General features: G+C 58.6%; 13 protein-coding genes. 10 read left to right on the forward strand and 3 right to left on the reverse strand.

The annotated features are described in order from the left end of the window. Nucleotides 1-253: 253 nt before the first annotated feature. The 4 genes from cyoA to cyoD are packed head-to-tail and all read left to right on the forward strand — an operon-like array spanning nucleotide 254 to nucleotide 4,107. Entirely contained in the window at nucleotides 254-1,144 is an 891-nt protein-coding gene (gene cyoA, locus A3AC_RS0116210; RefSeq protein WP_025600095.1) for a ubiquinol oxidase subunit II, read from the forward strand. Nucleotides 1,145-1,147: 3 nt separating this feature from the next. Then, nucleotides 1,148-3,154, forward strand: coding sequence for a cytochrome o ubiquinol oxidase subunit I (gene cyoB / locus A3AC_RS0116215; RefSeq protein ID WP_025600097.1), 2,007 nt, complete (start codon nucleotides 1,148-1,150; stop codon nucleotides 3,152-3,154). Nucleotides 3,155-3,157: 3 nt separating this feature from the next. Then, nucleotides 3,158-3,775 carry a cytochrome o ubiquinol oxidase subunit III gene (gene cyoC / locus A3AC_RS0116220; RefSeq protein ID WP_025600098.1) on the forward strand — a complete coding sequence of 206 codons (618 nt, stop codon included), beginning with the start codon at nucleotides 3,158-3,160 and terminating at the stop codon, nucleotides 3,773-3,775. After that, nucleotides 3,775-4,107 (forward strand): cytochrome o ubiquinol oxidase subunit IV, encoded by a 333-nt coding sequence (gene cyoD / locus A3AC_RS0116225; RefSeq protein WP_025600100.1) that lies wholly within the window; start codon nucleotides 3,775-3,777, stop codon nucleotides 4,105-4,107. The genes cyoC and cyoD overlap by 1 nt, the downstream gene beginning before the upstream one ends. 77 nt (nucleotides 4,108-4,184) lie before the next feature. Here cyoD and A3AC_RS0116230 read toward each other — a convergent pair whose 3' ends face one another. After that, nucleotides 4,185-5,150, reverse strand: coding sequence for a hypothetical protein (locus tag A3AC_RS0116230; protein ID WP_084515486.1), 966 nt, complete (start codon nucleotides 5,148-5,150; stop codon nucleotides 4,185-4,187). Between the two features lie 1,313 nt (nucleotides 5,151-6,463). Between A3AC_RS0116230 and A3AC_RS0116240 the strand changes: the two genes are divergently transcribed. Further along, nucleotides 6,464-7,792 carry a hypothetical protein gene (locus tag A3AC_RS0116240; RefSeq protein WP_025600103.1) on the forward strand — a complete coding sequence of 443 codons (1,329 nt, stop codon included), beginning with the start codon at nucleotides 6,464-6,466 and terminating at the stop codon, nucleotides 7,790-7,792. A 113-nt stretch (nucleotides 7,793-7,905) separates the two neighbouring features. Here A3AC_RS0116240 and A3AC_RS0116245 read toward each other — a convergent pair whose 3' ends face one another. Both A3AC_RS0116245 and A3AC_RS0116250 read right to left on the reverse strand, forming a co-directional pair. Continuing rightward, entirely contained in the window at nucleotides 7,906-8,850 is a 945-nt protein-coding gene (locus A3AC_RS0116245; protein WP_025600105.1) for an ATP-grasp fold amidoligase family protein, read from the reverse strand. A gap of 101 nt (nucleotides 8,851-8,951) precedes the next feature. Then, on the reverse strand, nucleotides 8,952-9,833 hold the full coding sequence (locus A3AC_RS0116250; protein ID WP_025600107.1) for a GlxA family transcriptional regulator: 882 nt from the start codon (nucleotides 9,831-9,833) through the stop codon (nucleotides 8,952-8,954). A gap of 1,192 nt (nucleotides 9,834-11,025) precedes the next feature. Here A3AC_RS0116250 and A3AC_RS0116255 point away from each other — a divergent pair. Genes A3AC_RS0116255 through A3AC_RS0116275 form a run of 5 tightly spaced genes read left to right on the forward strand, consistent with a single transcriptional unit; the run spans nucleotide 11,026 to nucleotide 18,295 of the window. Beyond that, entirely contained in the window at nucleotides 11,026-13,272 is a 2,247-nt protein-coding gene (locus tag A3AC_RS0116255) for a polysaccharide biosynthesis tyrosine autokinase (RefSeq protein WP_035475239.1), read from the forward strand. 46 nt (nucleotides 13,273-13,318) lie between these two features. Then, a complete protein-coding gene (locus A3AC_RS0116260) occupies nucleotides 13,319-14,434 on the forward strand; it encodes a glycosyltransferase family 4 protein (RefSeq protein WP_025600110.1) in 1,116 nt (371 codons plus the stop codon). 21 nt (nucleotides 14,435-14,455) lie between these two features. Further along, nucleotides 14,456-15,898: a hypothetical protein gene (locus tag A3AC_RS0116265; RefSeq protein WP_025600111.1), complete on the forward strand. Its 1,443-nt coding sequence runs from the start codon at nucleotides 14,456-14,458 to the stop codon at nucleotides 15,896-15,898. 41 nt (nucleotides 15,899-15,939) lie between these two features. Then, nucleotides 15,940-16,950 (forward strand): glycosyltransferase family 2 protein, encoded by a 1,011-nt coding sequence (locus tag A3AC_RS0116270; RefSeq protein WP_025600112.1) that lies wholly within the window; start codon nucleotides 15,940-15,942, stop codon nucleotides 16,948-16,950. A 28-nt stretch (nucleotides 16,951-16,978) separates the two neighbouring features. Next, nucleotides 16,979-18,295 (forward strand): lipopolysaccharide biosynthesis protein, encoded by a 1,317-nt coding sequence (locus tag A3AC_RS0116275; protein ID WP_025600114.1) that lies wholly within the window; start codon nucleotides 16,979-16,981, stop codon nucleotides 18,293-18,295. Nucleotides 18,296-18,320 lie beyond the last annotated feature (25 nt).

Below are 18,320 nucleotides of genomic sequence, written 5' to 3' on the forward strand. Positions count from 1 at the left end.
AGCCGGTGATCCATAGCGCAACACCCTCCGATTACGCGACGCCTGTCCAGACGTCGCGGCTCATCCTTCTCCGCTCACCGGCAATTGTTCACCTCACGCGCTTTCCGCGCCGCGATTGCACTTAGCTTGTCCAGGATCATGTTTGCGATCCGGCTACGCTTTTAGAATTCGACAGCGCATGAAGTAGTGGTCTGGTCTTCATGGCAAGAACCTTGTGTAGCGTTTCAGACCGGTCCATGGAAATCAGGCAGATATGGTGAATAAGACCTTTGAACGGGTGTTGATACCCTTGGGGGCGGGGCTCGTTGCGTGTCTTTCGGGATGCAGCAATCTTGACGTGCTTGATCCGAAGGGCAGTGTGGGCGTGGCGGAGAAGTCGCTGATCAGTACGGCGACAATGGCCATGCTGATAGTCGTCGTGCCGGTGATCATCATGGTCCTGGTCTTCGCGTGGCGGTACCGTGCAAGCAATCACAACGCGACCTATGCGCCCAAGTGGGCGCATTCCACCGCGATCGAAACGGTGGTGTGGACCGTACCCACGCTGATCATTCTGTTCCTCGGCATCCTGACCTGGAACACCACGCACGAACTGGACCCTTACCGGCCGATCGAATCGGCGGTCAAGCCAATCAAGGTCGAGGTCGTGGCGCTCGACTGGAAGTGGCTCTTCATTTACCCGGAGCTCGGCGTGGCTTCGGTCAACCAGCTTGCGTTCCCCGTGGGCACGCCGGTCGACTTCAAGGTCACGTCCGATTCCGTGATGAACTCATTCTTCATTCCGCAATTGGGAAGCCAGATCTATGCGATGGCGGGCATGCAGACGCAATTGCATCTGATCGCCAACCACTCGGGCGACTACGCCGGTATTTCCGCCAACTATAGCGGCAAGGGCTTCTCGGACATGAAGTTCCGCGCGCTCGCCGTCACGCCCGCGCAATTCGACGCGTGGGTCGAAAAAGTCAAGGCCTCGCCGCGCCGGCTGGATATGAACGAGTACAACTCGGTGGCGCAACCGAGCGAGAAGGAGCCGGTCGGCTACTTTTCATCGGTCGACTCCAGGCTCTTCAACAACATTATTGCGAAGTACAACAACGGCAATGTCCTTGATCTGCAGAACAGCAATTGCCGTACAAAGGGTTAGCACATGTTCGGAAATCTGACACTCTCCGCGATCCCGTTCGATCAGCCCATCATCATGGGAGCGGGCGCGCTCATGCTGGTCATGGTGCTCGCAGTGGTAGCGACACTAACCCGGCTCCATAAATGGAAATGGCTATGGCATGAGTGGCTCACAAGCGTGGACCACAAGAAGATCGGCGTGATGTATATCGTCGTCGCGGTGCTAATGCTGGTGCGCGGCTTCGTCGATGCCGTCATGATGCGCCTGCAGCTCGCGTTTGCGTATCACTCGCCGGGCTATCTGCCGCCGCATCATTACGATCAGATCTTCACCGCGCACGGCGTCATCATGATCTTCTTCATGGCGATGGCGTTGATGGTCGGTTTGTTCAACCTGGTCGTGCCGTTGCAGATCGGCGCGCGCGATGTCGCGTTCCCGTTCCTGAATTCGCTCAGTTTCTGGATGACCGCGATCAGCGCGATTCTGATGAATCTGTCGCTCGTGATCGGCGAATTTGCACAGGTCGGCTGGCTCGCGTATCCGCCGCTGTCGGAGCTGCAGTTCAGTCCGGGCGTCGGCGTCGACTACTACATATGGAGCCTGCAGCTGTCCGGCGTCGGCACGCTGATTACGGCAATCAACTTCTTCGTGACGATGGTGCGGATGCGTGCGCCGGGCATGACGCTGATGAAAATGCCGGTGTTTACGTGGACCGCGCTCTGCTCGAACGTGCTGATCATGGCCACGTTCCCGATCCTGACGGTTGCGCTTGCGCTGCTCGGCCTCGACCGCTACATGGGCATGCACTTCTTCACGAATGAAGCGGGCGGCAACGCGATGCTTTATCTGAATCTGATCTGGGCGTGGGGACATCCGGAGGTCTATATCCTGGTGCTGCCGGCGTTCGGCATCTATTCGGAAGTGATTGCGACGTTTTCGAAGAAGCCGCTGTTCGGTTACCGGACCATGGTCTATGCAACCTGCGCGATCATGGTGCTGGCATTCCTCGTCTGGCTGCATCACTTCTTCACGATGGGCTCGGGTGCAGACGTCAATGCGTTTTTCGGCATCATGACAATGATCATTGCCATCCCCACCGGCGTGAAGATATTCAACTGGCTGTTCACGATCTATCGCGGACGCCTCGAATTCTCGGCGCCCGTACTGTGGACGATCGGCTTCATGATCACCTTCACGATCGGCGGCATGACCGGCGTGATGATGGCAATCCCCGGGGCGGACTTCGTGCTGCACAACAGCCTCTTTCTGATCGCCCATTTTCATAACGCGATCATTGGCGGTGTCGTGTTCGGCTACCTGGCAGGTTTCCACTACTGGTTCCCGAAAGCGTTCGGTTTCAAGCTCAATGAAAAGCTCGGCAAGTGCGCGTTCTGGTGCTGGTTCGTGGGTTTCTACGCTTCGTTCATGCCGCTCTATGTGCTCGGCTTCATGGGTATGACGCGGCGCCTGAATCACTATGACAATCCGGCGTGGCATCCGTGGCTGATTGCCGCCGCATGCGGTGTCGCGTTGATCGCGGTCGGCGTGGTGTTCCAGGTAGCGCAAGTGTGGGTCAGCGTGGCCAACCGCAACAAGCCGCAGTATCGCGACCTGACGGGTGACCCGTGGGACGGCCGCACGCTCGAATGGGCGACCTCGTCGCCGCCGCCGGCCTATAACTTCGCGATCATTCCGACGGTGCACGAACTCGACGCTTACGCTCACATGAAGGAGACCGCGAGTAATCAGGCAAAAGCACCGGTGTACAGCGATATTCACATGCCGTCGAATACCAGCGCGGGCTTGTTCATTGGCGCGTTCAGCCTCGTGCTCGGGTTTGCCGGTGTATGGCATATCACGTGGCTGGCTGTAGCGGCACTGTTGGCTATCGTGGCCACGCTGATTGCCCGCAGCTTCGGCAATAACGACGGCTATTACATTTCCGCCGATACCGTGCGGGAAATCGAAAGCAAGCGCGGCCCTGCGGCCGCTGCGGTGAAGAGCCGCGAACTGGAAGCGGTGGAGGCCTGATCGATGTCGCACAAAACACTTTCCGTTTCGCTCGACGGCGGGCACGGCAACCACGGCAACCACGGTTCGTCGGACACGGTGTTCGGCTTCTGGCTGTATCTGATGACCGACTGCGTACTGTTCGCATCGCTCTTCGCGGTATTCGCCGTCATGTCGAATCAGTTCGCGGGCGGCCCCTCAGGCAAGGACCTGTTCGATATCGGCGGTGTCGCCGTGGAGACAGCCGCGCTGCTGCTGAGCAGCATCACGTACGGTTTTGCCATGCTGGCAGCGCGGCGCGGCAAATCGGCGGCCGTACTCGGCTGGCTTGCGGTCACGTTCGCACTCGGGCTCGCGTTCCTGGCCCTGGAAATGCGTGAGTTCTCGCATCTGATCGCAGAAGGCGCCGGGCCAGGCCGCAGTGCGTTCCTGTCAGCGTTCTTTACGCTGGTGGGCACGCACGGACTGCACGTCACGGTGGGACTGGTGTGGATGGCTGTGCTGGCTGTTCAGGTTGTGCGTGCTCCCGAATTGTCGGAGCGCCAACTCACGCGTCTCGCGTGCCTCAGTCTTTTCTGGCATTTCCTCGACATTGTCTGGATCTGCGTTTTCTCGTTCGTTTATCTGGGGAGCGTGCTGTAATGGCTCACATTCAATCACTTTCCGCGGACTCGGGGCATGGCAGCGTGCGCGGCTATGTCTGCGGCTTCGCGCTCTCAGTTGTGTTGACCGCGGCTGCGTTCTGGTTGGTCATGCGCGGCGCTTTACCAGCGCAGACCGCGATGATCGCTTTGTCGGTTCTCGCCTTCGTGCAGATTGTTGTACACCTGGTGTTTTTTCTGCATATCGACATGTCGGCTGGACAGCGCTGGAACGTCATGGCGCTTGCCTATACCGCGTTGGCTGCGCTATTTTTGATCGGCGGCACGGTGTGGGTCATGCATAACGTCAGCATGAACATGATGTCCCGTTAGGCGGCGTGAGCGAAAGGGCGGGCTATTGTTGCGGGTCGATCTATCGGCTGCGGGTATTCGCAACATGAGCACGCCCTTTAAAACCGCACGCCGATTCCGCCCTCTATCACATCAGTGTCGCGGTTATAGCGCGTCACCACGCGATTCCACGTAACGCGGGCGACCCAGCGCGAGCCGAAGCGATAGCTCGCCGACACCGCGAAGAGCGCGGAAACGCGGCCATCGCCCATGCGGTCCTGCGGGAGCTGGTCGGTCTGGTTGATGGCGACATAAGGACCAAGGCCGGCCGATAACGTCAGGCTGTCGTCGAAGAATGCACGCGTTGCCCACAGTTGTGCGGCGATGCCGTCACGGCGCGATTGAATGTGGCCCCCTTCATGAAGATACGACGCGCTTACGTCGACATAGCGCCCCAGCCCGCGGCGATATTCGAGGCTTCCTGCCTTGGCCGATTCCGACTTATCGCTATTGAGGATCGTCTTGCCGAACATCACGGTTAGCTCGTCATGCGTGACCTTTGAGGTTCGCGGCTCAGGTCGCTGGCGCGGGCCCCGCTCGCCCGACACCTCCAGTTGATATCCCACGCCCAGCATTAGTGCGGTCGTGTTCGGGCCGCCAAACGCATGCACGTGGTTCAGTTGCGCGATGGCAATCCAGCGTCGATCGAAATAATAGGCGGCGCGCAAACTTCCCAGAACGCCCCAGCCGTGAGTGTTGGAATAGTCACCTCCGGCGCTTGCCGCGGTGGTATCGAAGTATCGGTACGGCCCGGCGCCAGCCGAAAGTTCGACCCGGTCGTTCCATAACGGCAGACGTCCCCACGCTTGCAACGCCTGTCCATCCCGATGATGGCCGGACAGATGCCCCTCGTTGAGCCACGAAAAACTCCACGCTGCGAAGCGTCCCAAACCCTCGCGATAGGTGCCGTTCCACGAATACGTGGTCTCGCTTGCACTAAAAAGCGGGCCTGCCAGCAGCGAGAACTCCTGTGCGTTCGCGCACGGAGCCGCGCAGGCGAGAGCGACGGATAGAAGCGCCAGCAGCGGGGCGAAACTGTGTGTGCAATCTCGGCTTGTGGGCACTATTCGATTGTGAGCAGGTAGTACAACCAAGGTAGTCTGTGGCTGGCTGTGGTGCAAGGACAAACCATGGTTCTTAGCAATACGCTCCGTGCGCCATACCTGACATTACCAAATGCGTCATAGAGGCGGATGTGTGCTGACGCACGTTAGTCAAGACGACGTGTTGGACGTTTTCAATTTGCGAGTAACGTGCGTGGATGCGGTCATTAGTGCTCGCTTACCGTTTCTACATGATGTGGCTAATGAGCGGCATCTTTCAGGTACGGATTTTCTTATATCGTCAAAAGGGAATCGTGCAGTTAGATTTTGTCGGTGCTTGTTGCGGTCTCAGCATTATTAATGCTCTGCATTTCAGGCACGGCGTTTTTTGAAATTAATATCTACTGGCAACTCAAATATGAGTGCTTGCACCGTCCAGCATCCACCCGAGAAAACGGCATTATGGTAAGCGGCGCCAGAAGGGGTAGTTTCGGAGCACCTGCAACCGATCAGACGTCCGGGCGACCGCCTCAAACGAGCGTTCCGGCGAGAGAATGCGCCGCGATAGAGTTAACCACGAGAAAAGATATTTCATATGATGTTTTCGCCCGGAAAATTCCATCCGACTACGCATCGGCGCGCAATGCGGTTCTTCGCCGTTTCGTCTGATGATGGGCGTTTTTTCTTCGTTGCAGCGTCGGTTTCCGACCAACGAGAAATATTTACTGTAAGCTGGAAGCAACGTAAAAGATCTTGCTGGGGTCGGATGGCCCAGCGTTAAGTCCATCTAATCTTCCGATCATCATCAGAAAGCAGAAATTTTTGCGTTCTGCGAAGTTCTCGGAAAGAATCCTGCTTTTTGGCCGAAAAGTACTAATTTCCATGTGACCTATCGTGCATTAGCGGGTACGATTTACCCCGTCGCGACACGCAAGCGAACAACTTTTCCGGATCAACGTTCGGCTTCAACCTCCGGGTCAAAGTTCGCGGTAACACGTGGCGCCTCGGCAGCAGTTTTGCCCAAACGGTCTTTCCAGAAGTTCATCAACGTATCGCGGCGTCGAGCGCATCGCGATGGGCGGAGCATTTTCTGCCGCCAGCCAGGTTATTCCACGTTGTCTTGGCAATGTGACTGCACTGATTGAATTACTGATAGTGAAACGTGCAATTGTGCATCGATAAGCACAACGAATTAATGAAAAGCTGTTCCGAAAGAAACGCAGTTCTGTTTGAACTCAAAAACTTATCTTTTTTGATTTTTTATCGAGAACTTCTCGACAGTGGGAAAAACAATCATGGTTAAACGACGACAATTCCTCGGAGGGCTGACGGCCCTGGCCGGTACTTATCTGCTTAGCGCCTGTGGCGGCGGTGGCTCGGAAGACGCTAGCGCGAGTTCAACAGCAAAGGCGTCCGCGAGTCCTGTGGCGAAAGCTACTTCTGCTGCCGCATCGGCCGCCGGCACTGCAATGCCTCCCGCCGCTTCGATCACCGATAGCTCAGGCGATGTGTGGACGGTCGCGAACGGCGTCATCTACCGCAACGGCTCGACGGTCGGCAACACGTATAACGTGTCGCTCGTGCTCTGGTACGGCGGCAAGATCTGGCATCGCGGTACCAATGGTCAATTCTTTGTGAACGCGGACGTCGCGGACCAATGGCTGCCTTGCAGCGATCCGCGCATCGACGTTGCACCGGCTGCGGGAAGCTTCTACGGCATGAACGGGCACGCCGACTACACGTACACGCCCGAACAGGTCGTGTCGATTCTGAAGAGCATGAATTGCACGAGCTATCGCGTCGGCGTGACTGACGATCCGAAGGATCTCAATGCGGTCATCAAGCTGGCGAAGGCGTTCCAGTCGGCAGGACTCACGCTTCTCGTGCTGATCGACCAGGGCGTCTATGAGACGGGCGGGATCATGGGCAGCGAATCGATTGCATATGATCGCGGTCGCTCGGTCGGCGCGACCGTCGCCAACGCGTTGAAGCCGTACGGCGTGACGATTTACGAGTGCGGCAACGAGTTGACGCGGCAAGACGCGACCGTGGTGGACTTCACGTATGCGGGCTCGAAAGCGAGCGACTTCAACAATCAAAACTGGCCGATCATGCGCGGCGTCATGCGCGGAATGATCGACGGCGTGAAGTCGGCGCAGCCGGACGCCAAGTGCGGCATCAACTTCTGCGTCGCGGACGTGGGCGCATCGGACGCGCTGTGGGACGGCATGCAGCCTGACGGCAGCGGCGGCTATCCGAAGGTCCGTTGGGACGTCACGACCTGGCACAATTACGAAGTGTACGGCGACCTGTTCAACGTCGGCACCGACGGCGCCGGTCCGGGCTTCGACCTCGCGACCTATTGCAAGGCCCGCTACGGCGTACCGCTCATCGTCACCGAGTGGAACACTGGCCCGGAGAAGTCGGAAAGCTACCGCGGGACTTACATCTCCGACCGACTGGGCGCGTTCTACAATGCCCGAAAAACGCACAACATTCAGTCGGTTATGTACTACGTTCTGGATAGCGGCAACAACACGTACGGCATCATGGTCAACGGCAAAGCGATCGACGCGCCGTACAACGCGTTCACCAGCTTCACGTCCAGCCACGCGGACACCTGAGCGAGTTTCACTCGCCCGTCAACGAAGCTGGTCTCGCCTTGCTTGCAAGGCGAGACCAGCTTTATTCACGTCACGGCCTGTGCATGCCGCAACGGCGTGCCTGCTGTGCGATGTCAACGACAGAAGGTGTCGGGCACCAGTTTTCCCCACTCGTAATCGATTCTGTCGGGCGTGAAGGGTAGAACTCCGGCGCCCGGCGTAAACGTTAGCTCACCGAAATACACCTTGTTGTCCGGCGCATACAGGTCCACACGAACATAGTCGAAATCCTCGCATAGTTTTGTGGCCGCGTGCAGAATCGCATCCAGATTGTCGGGGCGCGGCGCCGGTATCGGGCTGCGTTTGTAGTAGCCGATTGCTATGTCCAGGTGATTCCAGTCGACGTCGTACACGTCGCCTCGTGTGTTCCCGCCAAATCTGTCCGAGATCACGAGAATATAGATAGTCGGCCGTCCGCTTCGTCCGCCGAAGCAGTGCAGTTTGTAGTCGGCTGGAATCTTGCCGCTGTGGTCGAGCAGCAAATGTTCGAAGAAAATGCGCGGCTTGATGTGGCGGTAGTGTCTTTCGCGCGCAATCTTGTAGAAGTCCAGCGACAGCCAGTAGTTCGCGAGATCTCGCAGCCGCTCGAAAGACGTTGCCGATTTGCTTCTGACCACCTCTACGTAACTACTGCCGTGATTGGCCTTCATCACGAACTGGTCGGGCAGGGCATCAAATACTTCTTTCGTGAAGGCTTCCGGCGCGGCCAACAGCGGTATCACATGCTGTTCGCCGAGCTTTCTCGCGACATACTCGCGGACCGTCAGCTTGTCCGTCAGTTCGACGAACCACGGGTCCGGCCGCAGGTTCTTCTGCAAGATCTTTTCGTTAAACGTGGTGGGGCGCAGCAGGTTCGGATAGCGGCCAATTTCCTTGTGATGCAGCAGGCTGACAAACAAAGGTGCCGGCAGCATTGACTTGGCCGCTTCTTTTAGCCTTCTTACGGGAGACTCGCGACGCTGTTCCTGATGGTGGCTCGCGGCGTCATTGGAAAACTGCACTGACTTCGTTGTTGTCATTGTCCGATCCCTGTGAATAGCGGTGCGACGCTCGAGGCGCGCGGGCGCGACGGGCAACGCGCTCTAACGGCCGCGTCTCCCGTCTGCACTGCCACTAGCCGTCAGTCCTCGATTGCGACGCATCGCTCCGCGACTTCGAGGCGTTGCTGCGCGCGAAATTGAGTGGGGGACATCCCATAGCGCTCCTTGAAGAGACGGCCGAGACGATTGCCGTCCCCCATGCCGCAGCGTCGCGCGATCTTGTCGACGGGCAGGTCGGTATTGCGCAGCATTGCGCGAACTACTTCAAAACGTGTGCGCAACAGATACTCGAGTGGCGTCATGCCGAATTCGAACTTGAAGCGGCGCTGATAGTTTCGCTTGCTCATCGCCGCGCACTCAGCGGCCTTTGCGACGGAAATAGGATTGCTGTAGTTCTCCTTGATCCAACGCGCCGACTCGCGAATCTTCTCCGTGGTCGTCGTGATGCTCGCGTCGTCCAGCTCGAACTTGTCTGACTCGACGTAGGTCGTCTGCAGCGTGTCGGCGATTTTTCGCGCTACTTCCGTGCTCACGTCCCGCTCGATCTGCGCGAGCGCGAGATCCGTGGGCGTCGCGCTGTTGGCTCGCGCGGTAGTGGGCGCGTCGTCGAACAGGAAGATGGGTACCGTGGAATGCAGTGGGTCCTTGCAAACCACCATCAGGTTCGCGCCTTGCTGAATGTCGAATGATGCGATCGAGCCTTGACGCGCTATCCACGAGAGAAGCCGGTCATTGGACTCGAGCGCCCGCGCCGCGTCCCGGCACGCGACAAACAATGCATGGAAATCGCCTAGCCGGTTGCGCTCGATACTTTGGGTCCAGATCGAAATGCCGGATGAGCTGGTTACGAGCCCTCCGCTTTCAGAAAGCACTGAAAGCCGATACGGTGAGTCATCAGTAGCGCCGTCTGACAGTTCGTTTGCAAGCCGGAATGCGTCGCCGATTGCTCCGGCTGTCGCCATCGAGCATTCCTGCGACACGAGAAGCCCAATGTGCTTAGCTGGCTTCCGCGTCGCTACTCTTGGACCGCTGCGGTGCGTATCAAGATACGACGTAAGAAAATCTGTGGAAGTCGTCACGCTTAGTTCTCCAAACAGGGTGAATCACTGTCTACGTGACGAGATTAGCGTACTCAAATGACCCTGGCGAACGTGGCCGGTATCCGACGGTGTTTTGGCGCAATTGTGATGATCGGGGAAATAATTACCCAGAATGGCTAAATAAAGCCATACAAGTGAAGGTAAGAATCAGCAAGATTTGCTGGGCATAATAAGCGCGGCGTTATTGAGGGTCGCAAGAGTCTTGTCGCGCAAAGCCCCGCCGGACAAGGCGATGCGTCCGCAAACGACTATTGGGGGTCGCCTGAAGGCATATGAAATGTGACTAAATGTATTTGAGGCCTCAACGCCCCGCCCGGTATAACTCTGTTACATCCATTGCACATAGCTACAACCCTTTCTGCGTAGTGTGTTGCGCGGTAACCGCTTCGGCGGAATCGGCCAATAGCACCCGAATTTATGCCGATAGCGCTACGGCTATTCTCATGAGCGCTATGCTTCACTGCAACATCTGAAGCAATAAACGGTTGCCCCTGTAGTACCTATCGAATGCCAGCAATGCGCAATTTCTTCGCCTTTTCGCTTGAATGAATCGGTTGAGGTGTAGTTATTGCCGCGTCCTGAAGTGCTTTGCACGGACGACGTACGACGAGGCAACGCTTACGCGAGTCCAGGGCCGGGCCGTGTATGGCGAACTAAGCCGTCCGGGGTGTCGGTGCATCGAGCACGTTGACCTTTTGTAGTACCAAATAAACGCGAGACGCGGCGTTAAGCTGTCGTTCCGCTATCTGGGGGATTCGAAAGTCTGGAGACGGGGCGAGCCGTGCTGCTTGCGGCGCAGCCTTTGATCGTTCAAGCAGGTGGACAGCCACTTGGCTTGGCAAGACCATGACGTAGCTCCGACTATGCGTCGCGCTACGCCATACGCATTCCTGCTGGCAACGGCTCTGGAATGTGGACCGTTGGTGCAGCCAGGCGGTGTCGACTCATTACTGTGCCCATCAAACATGGAAGGATCAAACCGGTGGACTACTATCCTCTGAATTCGCTCCCTGGGAGTGCCAGCACAGAGCGTGGCCAGCTTAGCGCGCGCGCCATGCTTCGTCTCATGCGCGACCATATCTGGGAAATCGTACTTACCACGGTCGTCGTTTTCAGCCTGGCTGCCGCTTATCTGCTGATTGCGTCGCCGATCTATTCCGCAGACGTGCTGATTCGCGTGGATCCACCGGAACCGAACGCTCTGGGACTCGCGCTTCAGAATCAGGAGAACCTGCCTCCGCCCGCTCCATCGCCTGTAACCGAAATGGGCGTAATTCGTAGCCGTTCGGTGCTGCAGCCGGTCATCGAGCGTTTCCGTTTCGACGTCTCGGTGACGCCGCGCAAGCTGCCGTTACTCGGCGATATCGCCGAGAAGTTTGCGACGCCTGGCGAACCCTCGCGACCATGGCTCGGACTCAAGTCCTACGCATGGGGTGGCGAGCAGGTAAAAATCGGCGCGCTCGACGTCCCTAAGGATCTGGAAGAAGAAAAAATGACCCTCGTCGCGGGCGAGGACAACACCTACGAGCTACGCGGCCCGCAGGATCAGGTGTTCCTCCACGGCACGGTCGGCAAGCCGGTGTCGAGCAACGGCATTTCGATGCGCGTCGACGAACTGGTCGCGCGCCCGAACACTGAGTTCACGGTTGTACGATGGAACGAGGTGGACGCCATCAAGCGCTTTGACGGGCTCATCAAAGTTGGCGACAAGTTGAAGGACTCCGGTCTGGTCCAGATCGAGTACACGGACAAGAGTGCGGCCAAGGCGGCCGAGGTCGCCAACGCGTTGGGTCAGCAATACCTGACGACGGCAATTGCCAGCCGCCAGGCCAACGACACGACGACGCTCGCGTTCATCAACGGAGAACTTCCGCGTCTGCTTGCGGACCTGAGAAAGGCCGAAGAAGCACTGAAGGCATTCCGCGCGAATTCTCAATCCATGCAGCCAACTGCGGAGGCGCAGGCCTATCTGCAGGGAGGTCTCGATATCGACCGGCAGATCGCGACGCTGCAATTGCAGCGCACGCAACTGCTCGAGCGGTACACGCCGCAGAGCCGTTGGGTGCAGAGCGTCGATACGCAACTCGCGCAGCTCAATAGCGCGAAGGCGAATTTCAACGGCCACTTCAATGGCATGCCGGCGTCCGAGCGCGAGAGCGTCGATCTTTTGCGCGCGCAGAAGGTGGCGGAGACCATTTACCTCGGCATGGTGCAGAAGGCCGAGCAATTGCAGGTGCGTCGTGCAAGTACGACCGGCGGCGCCCACATCGTGGACCAGGCCATCACGCCGCATCGTCCTGTCAAACCGCAGCCGATTCTCGTGCTGCCTGGTGGCCTTGCACTCGGCATCGTGTCGGGCATCGTGCTGGTCTTCATGCGCCGCCATGTGATGACCGGCGTGACCGATCCGCGTTATGTCGAACGCAGCATGAGCATGCCGGTATTCGGCGAGATCCTGTTCAGTCAGCAGCAGTCGTTGCTCGACAGAACCAATCCGGGTGCGAAATCACTGCCCGGTGCTGCCGCGCGGGCCGGTTTGCCGCAACCGGCGGCGAGCGGCGGGTCGGAAATACAGGTGCCCAGCGGCGGTACCAGGGTACTCGCAGAACGTTTTCCGAACGATACGTCGGTGGAGGCGCTGCGGGCAGTGCGCACTTCTCTGGCGCGCGATCTCGCGCATTCGCGCAACAACATTCTGATGGTGATCGGGCCGACGCCTTCGGCGGGCAAGAGCTTCGTCGCGGCCAATATCGCGACATTGCAGGCGGAGATAGGCGCACGAGTTCTTCTTATCGATGCGGATATGCGCCGCGGTCATCTCGCGTCGCTCTTCAATCAGAGCAACCGTGGTGGACTTTCGGAAGTTCTCTCGGACCGCATGCCGCTGCGCAATGCGCTTCGGCACACGGGTATCGAAAATCTCTCGTTCCTCTCGTGCGGATCGCGCCCGGACAATCCTGCCGCCTTGCTTGCGAGACCGCGCTTCAAGGAAGTTCTCGAGCGTCTGAGCGCGCAATTCGATCTCGTGATCTTCGATACGCCGCCGTTCCTGGCAGTCACCGACGCGTCGATCATTGCGAGCGAGGCCGGCGCATCGCTGCTGGTCCTGCGCTCGGGCATGCAGAGCGAGGAGGAGATCGAAGACACGATCAAGAAGATGGAGCGCGCGGAGGGCCGCATTGCCGGTGCCGTGTTCAACGGCATTCCGCTGCGCCGGAGTACGCGGACCTATGGCTATGCAACGAACTACGCCAGCGATTACGGCGATGCCGAACCAACCAGTGGACCTGTGCGAACGTGAGCAAGTTGCCACCGTCGCTCGAGTAATTCGCAAAACGGAGAAGCAGATGGCGTTTGCAATCAACGGGAAATTCACTTCGCAACCGGTCACGGGTGTGCAGCGAGTTGCGTATGAGTTGACGAGAGCTATGCAGATGCGGATTCCCGCAGGCGAGCAACTGGAAGTCTTTGTCCCTCGCAATACCAGGGAACCAGGTGCGTTGTTGAAATGGCAACGGCGCTTTCCGTGGCTACGCGGCACGCTGTGGGAGCAGATTACGCTGCCTATTGCCGCGAGAGGTGTCAGGCTTCTGAATCTGTGCAATACGAATCCGCTCTTGAAACGGCGCCAGGTCGTCATGGTTCACGACATGGCGGTCTACGACGTGCCGGGCGGATTTTCGAAGAAATTCGTGCTGTGGTATCGCCTGTGCTTTTTCATGCTGCCGCGCATGGAGCCGATGATCCTTACCGTATCGAAGTTCTCGAAATCGCGCATTTGCCATCACCTCAAAGTCGACGAGTCGCGAGTCGCGGTGGTGCATCCTGCTGCGGATCATCTGGATCGCGTTGCATCGGATCCCGCGGTACTAGAGCGCCTTGGTCTCGTCACGGACGCCTATTGTGTGGTGGTCGGCAGCCTCGATCCGCGCAAGAACCTGCAACGCGTGCTCGAAGCAATCGAAAAGCTAGGGCATCTCGACCATGTGAAGTTCGTCGTGGTCGGCGGCAAGAACGCCCGCATTTTTAATAGCGAACTCGCGCAAGAAAAACCGCAGTCGGAAAGAGTAGTGTGGGCCGGGTTTGTCACCGACGGCGAATTGAAGGCGCTTTATGAAAACGCCGGCTGTCTGGTGTTCCCGTCGCTTTACGAAGGGTTTGGGCTGCCGCCCCTCGAAGCCATGTACTGCGGCTGTCCGGTTGTCGCCTCGTCGCGGACCTCTGTGCCCGAGGTGTGCGCACAAGCAGCGCTGTATTGCGACGCTACATCCGCGGACGACATCGCCGAAAAGATCTCTCTGATGATGACAGACGATGCGCTCCGGCAACGCTACAAGGCAATGGGATACGCGCGTGCACGCGAATTCCGCTGGGATATGACGGCGCAAGCGGTGCTGGAGATTCTCAAGGGGCAGGCGGGTGTCCGCTTGTCGGGCGTGCCAGCCAGCGCGTCGGCGGGGTAGCGAATGTCGGTGGGCAGGCCAATGTATCGCATTCGAGAGAGTGCCGGTAGACGTCGGGCATTGCGAACCATTGCGGCGCTCGTTAGCGCCGCGATACCGCTTGCGTACGGCAAGACCTCACCGTCAGCCGGCACCGGCGCGCAAGGCCGCAGCAGCGGCGATCGCAGGATCACCGACATGATCGGCGCGAACGGATGGGCGGGAGCAAGCCGCGACGTGGAAATGTGGCGGCAAATGGGCATCAGCTGGGGCCGCGATTCGGTCGGCCCCGGCCAGCCAGACTCGCCCAGAGAACCCATTCGCGTCGACAAGACGGGATCGCAATTCGACGGCGACCTTCCGTCAGCGCTGTTACTGAACAATCGCAATGGCATCAAGTCGCTGTTGTTGCTTGGCTATACCGCACCGTGGAATGCGATCGTGCCCGGCGACAGCAATTCCGCGCCGGTGGACGTGCGCGCGTGGACGCGTTACGTCGAAGCAGTCGTGCGCAAGTACTCCGCGCCGCCATTCAATCTGCGCTATTTCCAGATATGGAATGAGGCGGCCGGAAAACTGTCCGGCGGCGCAGTGCAGGCGACGTTCTGGCACGGTCCCAACTTCAGCAAGGACGACAGACAGGTAAAGCCGTACGAGCATGCGATGCAGGATTACGTGGAACGAGTGCATCTGCCTGCCGCACGCATCATCCGCAAGTACAACGCTTATGTCGTGTACGGCGGCTGGCCGGACCAGGGCGGTCTCTCCAATTACTGCAAGTGGCTGGAGTACAGAAGTCCCGCTTCGAACGAACGCATGCTGGACTGGGTCGACTATCTCGACACGCACTACCTGGGTGTCAGCGATCTCGATCAGCTATATCAGCGATATGTGAAAAACGGGCCGGCGAGGGGCATCTGGCAGACCGAAATCGGTGATGCGTATATGAAGGACCCGCATTACCTGCCGGAGTACTTCTTCGATTTCGCGGTATGGGCGCTGGATCACAACTGGGATGATCCGAATAAATATGTCTCGATGATCTATCACTGGGACGGCTATGAGCCTTTCCGTCTGACTCATCGCGGTCCGCCGGCGCGGACCTACAACGTGTCGGGAAGAAGCCTCGTCGTGCTTCATCAGACTGTCTCCGGCCCGCTGGCAAGTTTGTCGAATCCGTTGAAATTTGGTCCAGGTGCTTCGGGCAGTGGCTTGCGTTCGGGCAATGACATCGTGCTTCAGGTCAAGGCGGCCGCAGGCTGGCGAAACGTGGCAGTGGCGGGCCTCAGGCGCCCGGCGTCACGCGAAGTAAGGATTGAGTTCATAGACGCGTTGACGGGCACGGTAAGTGCACCGGACGCAGTGACGACTACCTGGAATGACGACGGTTTGCAATTGGGCTTCAAGGTGCCCGACAGGGTCAATGGCGCAAGAAACGATCCGCCGACCCACCTCGCTTATATCGCACTCCGTTCGTTTGCGTAGCAGTTCCGATTCACCGAAAACTTCAGATAGCGCTGAATGCCATGAACCAGGTCACAGTTGTCATTTGCAATTACAACTACGAACGCTATCTAGCGGCCGCGATCGATTCCGCTCTCGATCAGGACTATCCCGGCACGCAGGTCGTGGTGCTCGACGACGGTTCGACAGACGGCTCGCGAGCCATCATCGAGAAGTACGGCACTCGCATTACGGCGATCTTCCAAGAAAACGGCGGCCAGGTGTCCGCCTATAACCATGCGATCGGTGCGCTCGAGACGGAGTTTGCAATCCTGCTCGATTCCGACGACATCCTGTATCCGAGCGCCGTCTCGGAGGTCATGAAGATTTTTTCGAGTGGCGAGTGGGCAAAAGTTCAGTTCCGGCTCGACGTGATGGACGCGAATGGACACCTCTCGGGTGCTTACGTACCGCATACCGAGCCGCCCCCCAACTGCGCGCAGCTGCTGCAGGCGGGCTGGCTGTACCCATCGCCGCCTGCGTCCGGCAATGCTTATCGTGTGAGCGCGCTCAGACAGGTCTTTCCGGTACCCGCGCCGGGAATCAATCGCTACGGTGCTGACTTCTTCGCGATCTACGGCGCCGCGTTGGTGGGTCCCGTCGCTACGCTGCGTAAATCGCTCGGGGGCTATCGCGTGCATAACGCGGACGGGGGCACGGTTTCGTTCGCGAACTCGGAGCAGATATCAAAAGCGCCGAAGGCGCTCGGTATGCGCTGGGCGATTCTGCGCAATATCGCGAAGTCGCGTCTGGGTATCGAACTATCGCCCACGTTTCATGATTTCGGCCACGAAAAGGCGATCTTCTGTTCTAGCGTGTATCGCGCAACGTTCGCACATCGGTGGCGGTGGATGATGCGCGACTCACGGGGCTACTTTCACGCAATCCTGGCGAATCCGTTCTGGAGTGTGAAGAAGAAGTTCGGCACCCTGGTGCTTTCCGGCTTGTGCCTCGTACCGTACTCGCCGCTTTCCGACTTTGTGGTTCGCTACATTTCGAACCCGCTTGCTCGCCAACGCGTGGCGCAACGTTAAGGTCGGGAGGACGCTTTTGGAGAACGGAATGGAAAGACGAGACAGCGCAAGCGTCATTGCGTTTGTTTACGGCGGATATTTGATGAGGTACGTGTACCTCATCATCGTGGTGCCGTTTTACGGAAGAATACTCGGCGTCGCGGAGTACGGGCGTGTGCTCGCGTCCATGTCGCTCATGAACGTCATCTGGATGCTCGTGAGCTACGGCTTCAGCCTGGTCGGAATGCGCGAAGTCGCGAAGGCGCATTCGGCGAAGGAGTGCAATGCAATCTATTCGTTGCACACGAGTGCGCGGCTCATCCTGGCGGTGCTGGGCGGATGCATTGGCCTCATTGCCACGATGTGCTCGCCCACATTGTCAGAGCGGCCGCTGATCGGTGTGCTTGCCACGCTGCTCGGCATTGTCTCGGCGATGAATCTCGGCTGGCTGTTCCAGGGCCGTCAGCGTTTCCGTACGCCAATCATGATCGAGGTATTCGGCTTTGCCGTGAGCCTCGTGCTGGTCCTGAGTCTCGTGAGAGTACCCACCGATTCCGTGTGGGTGCTTGCGAGCCTGCTGATTGCGGGAGTGGCGTCGTCGATCATTTCGTATGGCATCACCACGTCGCAGCTGGGACTACCGCGACTGAAACTGGAAGGCGTGATGCCGCTCATTCGCGGCTCCACAATGCTTTTCTGCTACTCGTCAGGCTCGGTGGTACTGACGGCGTCTTCCACCTATTTGCTGACGCTCCTGTCGACGCCGGCGCAGGTCGGCTATTTCGGCGCGGCCGAGCGCTTTGCCACTATCGCGCTGAGTCTGATGGGACCGGCGTCGCAGGTATTCGTGCCGACCATTTCGCGGCAGCTCGCTCACGGCGACAAGGAGGGCGCGCATGCCACCACCCGCCGTGGCGCGGCGCTTCTGCTCGGCTACGGGCTACTCGTATTTTGCGGCGCAATGACGTTGCCGCCTTTTATCCTGCCGCTGATTCTCGGCGCGGAATTCGAGCCTGCGGCCCGGATTCTTCAATGTTTCGCATGGATGTTCCCGTTCGTTGCCTTTAACGAATTCGTCGCCTTCTACGTAATCGTGCCGCGCAAGAAAGACCGCCTGCTCGCATTCGCCGGACTAGCCTCCGGGGCGTTCAACCTGGCCGCGGCGCTGATTCTTGCGCCGCGTTTCGGCGCAATGGGCATGGCACTGGCTCGCGTATTCGGCGAAGCGACGCTTGCCGTGATCCTGATGATCATCATGGTCCGACTCGAACTGGTCGGGCTGGTCCCGGGCGCGCGACGTGCCGCCGACATGCTGGGTCTTGCGTGGGGCGCGAGAGCGCAGGCAGGCGCGACCAAGGACAAGTGAACCGGATTGCCGGAATAGCAGTGTC

Origin of the sequence: Burkholderia sp. WSM2230 (genome assembly GCF_000472445.1) — a bacterium.
Taxonomy (GTDB): domain Bacteria; phylum Pseudomonadota; class Gammaproteobacteria; order Burkholderiales; family Burkholderiaceae; genus Paraburkholderia.